This is a genomic window from Rhizomicrobium sp. (genome assembly GCF_056722145.1).
Window position 1 is genome coordinate 1 of sequence record NZ_JBWZET010000070.1, and the last position, 11,231, is coordinate 11,231.

Below are 11,231 nucleotides of genomic sequence, written 5' to 3' on the forward strand. Positions count from 1 at the left end.
GCGTCTTGAAGGCCGACGTGCCGCTGGCGCTCGACATTCTCGCCGACATTCTGACTCAGCCGACTTTCGAGCCCGCCGAACTCGAGCGCGAGCGGCAGGTGGTGCTGCAGGAGATCGGTCAGGCCAAAGACACGCCCGACGACATCATCTTCGATTATCTGCAGGAGGTCGCGTACCCCGGTCAGCCGATGGGATGGCCGATCCTGGGCGAGGAGGCGACGGTCGCCGGCTTCAGCCGTGACGATCTGTTCGGCTACATGGGCGAGAACTACCGCGCCGGCAGCATGATCCTGATCGGCTCGGGCGCCGTCCGTCACGACCATATGGTGCGCCTGGCCGAGGACAAGCTCGGCGGGCTCGCGCTCGGCACCCCCAAGGCGCCGGCCCCGGCCCGTTATGTCGGCGGCGAGATGCATGTGGAAGGCGACCTCGAACAGGCCCACATCGCCTATGCCTTCCCGGGCGTGTCGAACGTCGACCCCGACTGGTACGTCGCGCAGGTCTATGTCACCGCGCTCGGCGGCGGCATGTCCTCGCGCCTGTTCCAGGAAGCCCGCGAGAAGCGGGGCCTGTGCTACTCGATCTACGCCTTCGCCCATTCCTCCAAGGATGACGGGCTGGTCGGGGTCTATACCGGCACCGGTGAGTCCGAGGCGGCCGAGATCGGGGCCGTGGTGGCCGGCGAGATGGCTGCCCTGGCCGCAACCGCGACCGAAGAAGAGGTGTCGCGCGCGAAAGCCCAGCTCAAGTCGAGTTTCCTCATGGGGCTGGAGCGGCCGAGCGCCCGTACCGAGATGATCGCGGGGCATATTTTCAATTACGACCGGGTCTTAACGGTCCAGGAGATGACCGAGAAGCTCGCTGCGGTCGACGCCGGGGCGGTCCGCCGCTTCGGCGACAAGGTGATGCAGACGGGCTCTCCGTCGGTCGCGACCGTCGGTCCCGCTGGCAAGCTGGAGCGCTATGGCATATTTGCTGAGCGGTTCGGATTGAAGGCGGTACGCGCGGCGGAATGAAACCTGGGGCAATGGCGTTCATGCGAGGGCTGACGTTTCCCGGCGGTCAGCAGCCGGTGATACGTGGCGAAGACGTGTATCTGCGCTATCCCCGGATGCCCGATTTCAAAGCCTGGGCAAAACTCCGGGCCGAAAGCCGCGAATTCCTCACCCCGTGGGAGCCCGTCTGGGCCCGCGACGAGCTGACCAAAGGCGCCTTCCGGCGCCGCATCAAGCGCTACCAGAAGGAGACGAGGCTCGATTCCGCCTATGCCTTCTTCGTCTACCGCAAGGCCGACGACCAGATCCTCGGCGGCTGTACCCTGTCGAATGTGCGACGGGGTGTCACGCAAGCCTGCTCGCTCGGCTATTGGATCGGCCAGCGCTTCGCCCGCCAGGGCTTCATGTTCGACGCGGTGCGGGCCTTGATACCGTTCGTTTTTTCGACTCTCGGTCTGCACCGGATCGAAGCAGCCTGCTTGCCGAGCAATGCGGCCTCGCAAAACCTGTTGATCAAAGCGGGCTTCCGTCAGGAGGGGCTGGCGCGTAAGTATCTGCAGATCAATGGCGAATGGCGGGACCATGTCCTGTTTGCGCTGCTCGAGGACGAAGCGCCGGCAGGCTGAGCCATACAACGATAGCTTCAGGGAACAACACGCCTGTGATGAAACGGCTGGCCTTTGCGTTTGCGTGCATCGCCCTTCTGTGGACCTGTGCGCTGGCGGCCCAGATAGACCCCAACCTCGGTGCCACCGACAGCGTTCTCGAACTGAAGGCGAACTTGAAGCCGTTCGCGCCGCCGCCGGGCAACAAGGAGCCGGGGGCCTGGTTCACCTTCACCGCCGCCAATTTCGCCACCCGGCCGGTGACGCGCGTCTTCCAGGCCGGCCAGCCGCCGTCGAGCGGGCTGTCGATCGTGCCCCACGCCCAGCGGCCGATGGTCCTGCAGATCGTCACCACCACCCCCGGCATCCTGATCGAGCCGTCCAACGCCTATGGCCGCAAAGGCTTCCGGGTGACCATTCCGGCCTCGGCCAAGGTGAATTTTGCCGTCCGCATGGCGGGCGTGGGCGACGGGCCGTCGCTGCTGGCCTGGACTGAATCCGCCCTCAGCGCCCAGCGCACCAACATCGCCATCTTCGTCGCCGCCGTTGCCGGGCTGATCGCTGCCGCGGCCGTGATCGCGGGCGGGGTCGGCGTCATGACCCATCACTGGGCGCCGCGCTGGGCTGCCCTTTCGCTGATCGCCATGCTGCTGACGCGCCTGTCCTCGCTCGGTGTGTTCGATGGCTCGATCATGACCCCGATCGGCGGGCCGTACGGCCTGACGGCGCTGTTCGGCGCCATGGCGCTGGCGGCGGGGATGCGGTTCGTCAACATGGCGGTGCCGCTCGCTGATGTCTGGCCGCGTCAGGCGGCGTGGCTGCCGCGCCTCGAACTCGCCCTGCTGCTGCTCGGCGCGCTTGCCTACATCGGCATTCCCGGCATGACGCTGCTGACCGATGCAATTCTGTTCGTCGCGCCGATCGCGATGTTCGTCTATCTGTTCCAGCGCGACCGCCGCGGCTCGAAGCCGGCGCGGGTGCTGCAACCGGCGGCGGGCCTGTTCGCGATGGTGGCGGTCACCACCGCTTTCGCCGCGCTCGGCGGCTTCGGCTCGGCTTCGATCGTGCCCGACCTTGCCGGCGGGTTCGCCGCGGCGGGCGCGGTCATGCTGGCACTGGCGGTGACCGCGGGCGAGGGCATCACCATGATCCCGTGGCGCCATCACGCCGTGCCGCCGTCGCAGCCGCGTCCGGTCGCGCCGCCGCCGGCCCAGGTGCGCGTTGTAGTCAAGGAGCCCGAGGTTCCGCACGCTGCCATCGAAGCCATCGGCGCCTCGCGCCAGGGCGTGTTCGAACTCGACCTCGTCAACGATTTCGCGGTGCTGTCGGCCGAAGCCGGCGCCCTGATCGGTCTCGGCGAGGGGCGGCTGTCGCACTTCCGCTGGGTGGAAATGATTCATGCCGACGACCGCGCCGTCTACCAGCAGGCGGTGGGCGAATTCCGCAAGCAATCGGGTCTCGCCTTCCGCATCGAGTTCCGCGTGACGGGCGATGACGGGCGCACCCCGTGGCTCGAACTGCGCGCCACCATGAAAGGCCCCGATGGCGAGGCGGCGGAGCGCTGCGTCGGCTTGCTCGCCGATGTCACCACCCGCAAAGAGGCGGAAGCGGCGGCGCTCGATCGCTCGCTGGGCGATCCCTTGACCGGGCTCGGCAATCGCGTCGCGCTGGTGGAGGAGCTGGAAAATCTCGGCGCCCGGCTGCGTGACGCGGTGTTTGCTGTACTCGACATCGACCGCTTCAAGGCGATCCACGCCAGCCTCGGCGATGCCGGCGGCGACGACGTTCTGCTCAAGCTGGCGCAGCGCCTCGACCAGCGCTACGCCGCTTCAGGCCAGATTTTCCGCACCGGCGGCGACGGTTTCGCGCTGCTGCTGCCCAATCCCACCGAAAAGCCCGAGCAGATCGGCGCTGCCTTGGTGAAGCTGTGCGCGTCGGCGTACCAAGTCGACGACCGCAGCGTGTTTGCGCCGGTCAGCGTCGGCGTTGCGCTCGGCCGCGAGGCAAAGAATTCCATCGACCTGATGAAGAATGCCGAACTCGCCCTGGCTGAGGCCAAGCGTGAGGGTGGTGGCTGCGCCCGGCTGTTCACCCTCGACATGGAAGCGCCCACCGATCCGGTGGTGCTCGAAGCCGATCTGCACAAGGCGCTCGAGCGCGGCGAAATCGAAGTCTTCTATCAGCCGATCGTGCGGCTGGCCGACCGCAGTGTCGCCGGCTTCGAAGCGCTGCTGCGCTGGCGTCATCCCGAAAAAGGGCTGGTGGCACCGGCCGATTTCATCGCCCATTCGGAAGAGACCGGCCTGATCATTACGTTGGGGCGCCTCGCGATCGAACGCGCCGCCGGCGATCTCGCCGAATGGCAGCGCTATTTTCCGCTTCCCGAGCCGCTGTTCGTCAGCGTCAATCTCTCGCGCCGGCAACTGCGCGATCCGCAGCTTCTCGGCCGGCTCGAAGAGGTTCTCAAGCATGGCGGACTGGCGCCGGGCTCATTCAAGCTGGAAATGACCGAGAGCGCGATTGCCGCCGACACCGACACGCGCGCGCTGGCGGCCCGCATCCGTCAGCTCGGCGCCGGGCTGGCGATCGACGATTTCGGCACCGGCCTGTCGAACCTGTCGCAATTCGCCGACCTGCCGTTCGATACCGTCAAGATCGACAAGAGCTTCATCAACGGCGCGCCGTCTTCCAACGGGGTCGTGCTGGCGTCGATCGTGGCGATGGCGCACGAGCTGAGGCGCGCCGTGATCGTCGAAGGGGTCGAAACCGAAGCCGACGCCGCCCGCATCGCCGAACTCGGCTGCGAATTCGCCCAAGGCTTCCTGTTCTCCGGCGCCGTCATCGCGCGCGAAGCCATGACGATCATCGCCAAGGGATTTCGCAGATAAGCGAATAGCGAGTAGGGAGTAGCGAATAGGGTTGACTGCCGGAACCATCGCGCCACTTTCGCTATTCGCTATTCGCTATTCGCTATTCGCTATTCGCTTTTTTCACGCCCGTCCCGCATCCGCCGACAGCCCGGCGATCTGGGCACCGAGTTTGCCGATCGCGGATTCCCATTTGGCGTCATAGTCGGTGTCGAAGATCAGCGCCGGATCGGGATCGCAGTGAATCCAGCCGTTGGCGAGAATCTCGCTTTCGATCTGGCCGTCGCTCCAGCCGGCATAGCCGAGCGCCAGCATCGAGCGCGAGGGGCCGCGGCCGTGGCTGATCGCCTCCAATATGTCGGTAGTGGCGGTCAGCGAAACCCCGCCGGCGATATGCACGGTGGCATCGGCGGTGTCGTAGTCCGACGAGTGCAGGACGAAGCCGCGCCCCATATTGACCGGCCCGCCGAACAGGATCGGCGGCTCGGGCGCGTCGGTGGTGACGTCGATATTGAACTTGCCCATCAGATCGTTGAACGACAGCCCGTCGATCGGCTTGTTGACGATGATGCCCATCGCGCCCTTGGCCGAGTGGGCGCACATGAAGATGACGCTTTTCTCGAACCGCGGATCGGGCATGCCAGGCATCGCGATCAGGAGTTTTCCTTCCAGGAAATTGTCGCGTGGCTCGGGGGCGAGGGACATACGCTTCGGCATGCCTGAACGATAGAGCGCTTGCCCGGGCGAGAAAACGGGTTTTCCGCCAGCCCGGCCGAAAAATAAAAATGGCTCATAATCGTCACGAACTGTTCCAACGGCTTCCCGACCCTGCGCCAGTACGTTAAAACCATTCTAGATTCTTCAGGAGAGGGCCCATGACGATCAGGATCGGCGACAGGATACCGTCGGCAACACTCACCGAGATGCGCGACGGCGCCCCCCGGGCGGTCAAGACCGACGAGTTGTTCGCCGGCAAGCGGGCGATCCTGTTCGCGCTTCCGGGCGCCTTCACGCCAACCTGCAGCGCCAAGCACCTGCCCAGCTTCATCCAGTACGCGCCCGAGTTCGCCACCAAGGGCATCGACCTGATCGCCTGTTTGTCGGTGAACGATGCCTTCGTGATGGGGGCGTGGGGTCATGCCCAGGGCGCCGGCGACCGGGTGGTCATGCTGGCTGACGGCAACGCCGACTTCACCAAGACCGTTGGTCTCGACATGGACGCCACCAAGTTCGGCATGGGCACGCGCAGCCAACGCTACGCCATGCTGATCGAAGACGGCATCGTCAAGAAGCTGTTCGTGGAAGAACCCGGCGCCTATGCGGTGTCGAGCGCCGAACACATGCTGAAGGAAGTGTGAGGGGTTCTCGGCCTTCAACTGGAAAAACTGCTGTGATCCGAGCTCGGTGATCTACACCAGTTCAAGCCGCACTTTGCGACCGAGCATTGCTGCAGCGCGCTGCAATGTCGTCAGGGTGACGTTGCCGTCTCGAGGGTCGAGCAGACGGGCGATTTGACTGCGACTCGTGCCCATGCGTTCGGCCATAAGCTTCCGCGACAGGCCTTCATCTTTCATTGCCTCCACGATCTGCCATGCGATCACCTCTTTGATCGCGATCGCCTGGAGCTCGTCGCGTGTGCCTTCCGCCTCGAGATAGTCGTCGAGGGTCGATAACTTTTTTGCGTCGCGTTTCTTGTTGGACGGTGCCATCGTACACTCCTACTCGAACTCTTGTTTACGCTTGCGAGCGATCTCAAGTTCGCTCGCGGGGGTCTTCTGCGATTTCTTGATGAGGCCATGAAGCGCCACCAAGCGGCCTTGTGTGAAGCAAAAGAACAGCCGCGCAATCCGGTTGCAGCTCAAACTGCACCGCACTTCCCAAAGCCCGTCCCCGATCGACCGGCATAACGGCATTCCGACAGGCCATCGGAATTGAACGCGCATGAGGTCCAGCCCGATCACGCGCCGGTCCTCGTCATCGAGGCTGCGCAGCCAGTCGAGCACCACGTCGGAACCGGTTCGGCTGCGGTAGAAGACGACTGGAATCTTGCGAGGACGTGTCGGCATAGCTGATCCATATATGGTTCATGTACCATATATAGTCCACCCCTGGCAATGACGATTTTGCTGCATGTAAAGCCGCAATATCAGTCGATTACCGGCTCCGGCAGCGAAAGGTGAGGGGCGCCTCTTACGGAATCGCCCCTCTGGCCAGCGCATCCACGCGTTCGTTCTCGGCGTGGCCGGCGTGGCCTTTGACCCAGCGCCAGGTGACTTTGTGCGGCTTGGCGGCGGCTTCCAAGGCGCGCCATAGCTCTTCGTTCTTGACCGCTTTCTTGTCGGCGGTTTTCCAGCCGTTGCGCTTCCAGTTCGCCATCCATTTGGTGGCGCCGTCCATGACATAGCGGCTGTCGGTGTGGATCGTCACTTCGCTCGGGGTTTTCAGCGCTTCGAACGCCTTGATCGCGGCGGTCAGTTCCATGCGGTTGTTGGTGGTGGCGCGCTCGCCGCCGAACAGCTCTTTCTCGTGCGCGCCTGCGCGCAGGATCGCCGCCCATCCGCCCGGTCCGGGATTTCCCGTGCAGGCGCCATCCGTGAAAATCTCGATCTGACTCACAAACCATACTCCCCGACGCCGCGCACTTTGCGATGGAAGCGCAGCCGGCGGGAGTAATCGCGCGGGTCCTTGGGACGAACAAGGGCATGCGGGTCGTGGTTCAGCCAGTCATATAGTCGCGTCAAGAGGAAGCGCAGCGCCGAACCGCGCGCCAGCACCGGCAAGGCCTCGCGTTCGGCCGCCGTCAGCGGGCGCTGTTTGGCGTAGGCCGCGATCAGGCTTTTCGATTTGGTGACATTGAAGGCGACGTCGGGCTCGAAGCACCAGGCGTTCAGCATCACCGCGAGGTCGTAGGCGAAGGCGTCGTTGCAGGCGAAATAGAAATCGATCAGCCCCGACACCGCGCCGCCCATGAACAGCACGTTATCCGGGAACAGGTCGGCGTGGATCACGCCTTGCGGCAGGCCGCTCGGCCAGGCGGCGGTGATTTCGCCATGGGCGGTGGCGATCAGTTCGGCGAGGCCCGGTTCGACCTCGTCGGCGCGCGGCAGGCAGGCCTCCACCAACTCGCTCCAGCCGTCGTGGCCGAGCGCATTCTGGCGGGAGAGGGCAAAGCCCTTGCCGGCGGCGTGCATCTTGGCGAGGGCGGTGCCGGCGGCGGCGCAATGGCTGGCTTCGGGGCGGCGCAGCGAGACGCCGTTCAAGAAGGTAAACAGGGCCGCCGGACGGCCGCCGAGGGTGGTCGATTGGGCTCCGGCGAGGTTGCGGACCGGCAGCGGGCACTGGATGCCTCCGGCCGCCAGATGCTCCAAAAGCCCGAGGAAGAAGGGCAGATCCTCGGTCCGCACCCGCTTTTCATAGAGCGTCAGGATGAAGGAGCCTTTGGCGGTGGAGAGGAAATAGTTCGAGTTCTCGACCCCCTCGGCGATGCCCTTGAACGTCAGCGGGGCGCCGATGTCGTAGCCGGCGAGAAAGCTCTCGAGATCTTCGAAGGAAACGTCGGTGTAGACTGCCATCGCGCCTAAATTGCCAAAGCCGGCGTCCGGTTGAAAGAGGCTTGTTTGCCGGCGGCCCGGTGGGCGCCCGGATTACAGTGCTGTTATCCGATTCGGCCATGATCGGTTGCGGGCGTGTGCGGCTTTGGGTGCGTCCGTCCGCGCTTCCCATCAAAGTCCCGCCCGGGTACAGTCCGGCCCGTCGATGCAGGAGGCAACCTGAGCAGTCGCGCACGAGGCGCGGATTTGCTATGCCGGCCTTGCAATAACGTCCCCGGAAGGCCGCTGCCTTCCCATCTGAAGGCTCAGCGTCGGACCATGAAGCGCACCAAGCTTGTTCTGAATCTTGCGGCTTTGATCGCGACGGCGGCAACGCTGTCCGGTTGCGACACCTGGAGCGACGCGGTGAATTACATCCGCTCCGACAACGCGGCGGTCTGCCCCGACGCCGCCATCCTAGCCAATACGGCGATCATTCCGGTGTTCGATCCCAAGCAGGGCGCCGATCCGTCGAACGTGGTCTACACCGCGCAATTGACCGACCTGAAGTCGCGGTGCGACTACGTCAAGCGCACCAACAAGATCGACGCCAACGTGCATGTGACGGTGCGGGCGACGCGTCCGCCGGGCGGCGAGGCGGTCCATTACAAGGTGCCGTACTACGTTGCGGTCACCACCGGCGGCGACATCGTCGACAAGCAGATCCACTGGCTCGAGTTCGATTTCCCCAAATCGTCGGCGACGGTCGAGGTCAACACCCTGGTGGATGGCATCGATATTTCGGTCGCGCGCGATAAGAAATCGTACGAATACCATCTCTTGGTCGGCTTCCAGCTCACCCAGGTGCAGCTCGACTACAACAAGAAGATGGGGCAGTACCTGCCATGACGGCCCTGACCCGCGAGCTTGGCGCGATCGCTTCGGCGGCGTTCGCGGCTGAAGGCCTGCCCGCGGAACTGGGCGTCGTGAAACCGTCCGACCGTCCCGATCTGGCGCAATTCCAGTGCAACGGCGCGCTGACCGCGGCCAAGCTGGCGAAGACCAATCCGCGCGCGCTGGCGACCAAACTCGCCGACCGGCTGAAGCAGAATCCGCTCTTCGCCAAGGTGGAGATCGCCGGCCCCGGCTTCATCAATCTCGATTTGACCGATGACGCGCTGGCGGCGCGGGGCCAGGCGGTGGCGAACAGTGCCCGGCTTGGCGCCCCCGACACCGGCACCGGCAAGACGATGGTGATCGACTATGGCGGCCCGAATGTCGCCAAGCCGATGCATGTCGGCCACCTGCGTTCGGCGATCATCGGCGACAGCCTGAAGCGGCTGTTCCGCGCTAACGGCTGGAAGGTGATCGGCGACGTCCATCTCGGCGACTGGGGCCTGCAGATGGGCCAGCTCATCTCCGAAGTCGCCTTGCGCGGTCTGGCGCCGGTCTATTTCGACGCCGCCTTCGCTGGTCCGTACCCGGATGAATCGCCGGTGACGATGGAAGACCTGGAAGTGCTCTATCCGGCCGCGTCCGCCGCCTGCAAGGCCGATCCGGCGCGCCTCGAACTCGCCCGCAAGGCGACTGCCGAATTGCAGTCCGGCCGGCCCGGCTACATGGCGTTGTGGAAGCATTTCTTTGCGGTATCGGAAAAGGGCCTCAAGCGCGAATACGGCAGCCTCGGCGTCGAATTCGATCTGTGGAACGGCGAAGCCTCGGTCGATCCCTTGATCCCGCCGATGATCGAAGACCTGAAGGCCCGCGGCCTTGCCGAGGAAAGCGAAGGCGCGCTGGTGGTGCAGGTGGCCGAGCCCGACGACAAGAAGGAGATGCCGCCGCTGATCCTTCTGAAGTCCGATGGCGCCGCGCTCTATGGCACCACCGACCTCGCCACCATCGTCGACCGGGTCAAGACGTTCGATCCCGATTTCATTCTTTACGTCGTCGACCAGCGCCAGCACGGCCATTTCGAGCAGGTGTTCCGCGCCGCCAAGAAGACCGGCCTCGCCGGCAAGGCCGAGCTCGAGCACGCCGGTTTCGGCACCATGAACGGTCCCGATGGCAAGCCGTTCAAGACGCGGGCCGGCGGCGTGATGAAGCTGTTCGATCTCATCGCCATGACGACGGACGAAGCCAAGAAGCGCATCGCGGAAGCTGGTCTCGGTGCGGACTATCCGCCGGAAGAACAGGAAGACATTGCGCGCAAGGTTGGCGTCGCGGCGCTGAAATTCGCCGATCTCTCCAACTGGCGGCTGACCGACTACATTTTCGATCTCGACCGCTTCACCAAGTTCGAAGGCAAGACCGGGCCGTACCTGCAATATGCGGCGGTGCGCGTCCGCTCCATTCTGCGCAAGGCGGACGAGCAGGGCTTCGCCACCGCGGCGCCGGTGGTGCGTTCGGCCGAGGAACGCGCGCTGGTGCTGAAAATCCTGGCGCTGCCCGATGCGATGGAAGCCGCCGAAGACAAGCGGGCGCCGAACATCCTCTGCGAATACGTCTTCGAACTGGCGCAGGCGTTCTCGCGGTTTTACGCCGAGCACCACATCCTGTCCGAGAGCGATGTTCAACTGCGAGGTGCTCGCCTTGGCCTGTGCGCCCTGACGTTGGCAGTCCTTACCAAAGCCCTGGACCTGCTCGGCATCGAAGTCCCGGCGCGGATGTAGCTTTCCCGCAAGGCTTTCATAACGCTGTTGCCAGGATCGGCTTTGGCCGCGACCGGCCCTGTGGCATAACTTAACCGCGGGTGCTTTGCGCAGTCACGAAAGGTGGCGCGATGAATTTTGGCACCCTCGATTTCCAGACATCGCCGCAGGATTTCCTCGAATTCGCGCATCATTGCGACTTGTTGTGCGACGGGCGCCCGATGCCGCGCCAGCAGGATTTTTCCGTCGCCAGTGTCGGCTGGCTGCATGACCGGCTCTACCGGCTCGATGTGCTGAACGACGGCGGCGATTACCTGTTTCATACCTTCGGCATCTTCTGGCAAGCCGCTTACGGCGAGGATTTCGTCGGCAAATGGCTGAGCGAGATCGAGGCACTTACCGACAAGCTCGATGCCTTGCGGGCGGTGCTCGATCACGTTGTGGCGGCGCGGGCGCCGCTGGCCTGCAAGAGCACGCTGGTCTGGCCCGGCCGCGCCGAAATCACCTTCGACCGGCTGATGGTGCCGTTCACGGTTGATGGCGAGACGGTGTCGCAGATCCTGGTGCTCGCGCATTGCGACGAGGC

12 protein-coding genes are annotated in these 11,231 nt (G+C 64.5%); 7 read left to right on the plus strand and 5 right to left on the minus strand.

The features are described from left to right. The 3 genes from AC1P6P_RS03955 to AC1P6P_RS03965 all read left to right on the plus strand — a co-directional run. The coding region (locus AC1P6P_RS03955; protein ID WP_481401136.1) for a M16 family metallopeptidase at positions 1-1,016 on the plus strand (1,016 nt) is incomplete at its 5' end. An 11-nt stretch (positions 1,017-1,027) separates the two neighbouring features. Next, positions 1,028-1,621 carry a GNAT family N-acetyltransferase gene (locus AC1P6P_RS03960; protein ID WP_481401137.1) on the plus strand — a complete coding sequence of 198 codons (594 nt, stop codon included), beginning with the start codon at positions 1,028-1,030 and terminating at the stop codon, positions 1,619-1,621. A 38-nt stretch (positions 1,622-1,659) separates the two neighbouring features. Next, complete coding sequence (locus tag AC1P6P_RS03965; RefSeq protein WP_481401138.1) at positions 1,660-4,488, plus strand: putative bifunctional diguanylate cyclase/phosphodiesterase; 2,829 nt, start codon at positions 1,660-1,662, stop codon at positions 4,486-4,488. Positions 4,489-4,590: 102 nt separating this feature from the next. Here AC1P6P_RS03965 and AC1P6P_RS03970 read toward each other — a convergent pair whose 3' ends face one another. Continuing rightward, positions 4,591-5,172, minus strand: coding sequence for a YqgE/AlgH family protein (locus tag AC1P6P_RS03970; RefSeq protein WP_481401139.1), 582 nt, complete (start codon positions 5,170-5,172; stop codon positions 4,591-4,593). Between the two features lie 170 nt (positions 5,173-5,342). On the opposite strand from AC1P6P_RS03970, the gene AC1P6P_RS03975 reads away from it, so the two are divergent. Beyond that, a complete protein-coding gene (locus AC1P6P_RS03975; protein ID WP_481401140.1) occupies positions 5,343-5,825 on the plus strand; it encodes a redoxin family protein in 483 nt (160 codons plus the stop codon). 51 nt (positions 5,826-5,876) lie between these two features. On the opposite strand, the gene AC1P6P_RS03980 is transcribed toward AC1P6P_RS03975, so the two are convergent. The 4 genes from AC1P6P_RS03980 to thrB all read right to left on the minus strand — a co-directional run bounded on the left by AC1P6P_RS03980 (position 5,877) and on the right by thrB (position 8,039). Further along, positions 5,877-6,176: a helix-turn-helix domain-containing protein gene (locus AC1P6P_RS03980; protein WP_481401141.1), complete on the minus strand. Its 300-nt coding sequence runs from the start codon at positions 6,174-6,176 to the stop codon at positions 5,877-5,879. A 9-nt stretch (positions 6,177-6,185) separates the two neighbouring features. Continuing rightward, on the minus strand, positions 6,186-6,533 hold the full coding sequence (locus AC1P6P_RS03985; RefSeq protein WP_481401142.1) for a type II toxin-antitoxin system RelE/ParE family toxin: 348 nt from the start codon (positions 6,531-6,533) through the stop codon (positions 6,186-6,188). Positions 6,534-6,657: 124 nt separating this feature from the next. Further along, positions 6,658-7,083 (minus strand): ribonuclease HI, encoded by a 426-nt coding sequence (gene rnhA / locus AC1P6P_RS03990; protein ID WP_481401143.1) that lies wholly within the window; start codon positions 7,081-7,083, stop codon positions 6,658-6,660. Then, complete coding sequence (thrB, locus tag AC1P6P_RS03995; RefSeq protein ID WP_481401144.1) at positions 7,080-8,039, minus strand: homoserine kinase; 960 nt, start codon at positions 8,037-8,039, stop codon at positions 7,080-7,082. The genes rnhA and thrB overlap by 4 nt, the downstream gene beginning before the upstream one ends. 297 nt (positions 8,040-8,336) lie before the next feature. Between thrB and AC1P6P_RS04000 the strand changes: the two genes are divergently transcribed. The 3 genes from AC1P6P_RS04000 to AC1P6P_RS04010 all read left to right on the plus strand — a co-directional run. Next, positions 8,337-8,906, plus strand: coding sequence for a hypothetical protein (locus tag AC1P6P_RS04000; RefSeq protein WP_481401145.1), 570 nt, complete (start codon positions 8,337-8,339; stop codon positions 8,904-8,906). After that, positions 8,903-10,666, plus strand: a complete 1,764-nt coding sequence (gene argS / locus AC1P6P_RS04005) for an arginine--tRNA ligase (RefSeq protein ID WP_481401146.1) — start codon at positions 8,903-8,905, stop codon at positions 10,664-10,666. Before AC1P6P_RS04000 ends, argS begins: the two co-directional genes overlap by 4 nt. A gap of 110 nt (positions 10,667-10,776) precedes the next feature. Beyond that, positions 10,777-11,231: PAS domain-containing protein (locus AC1P6P_RS04010; protein WP_481401147.1), on the plus strand; the 455-nt coding region annotated here is incomplete at its 3' end.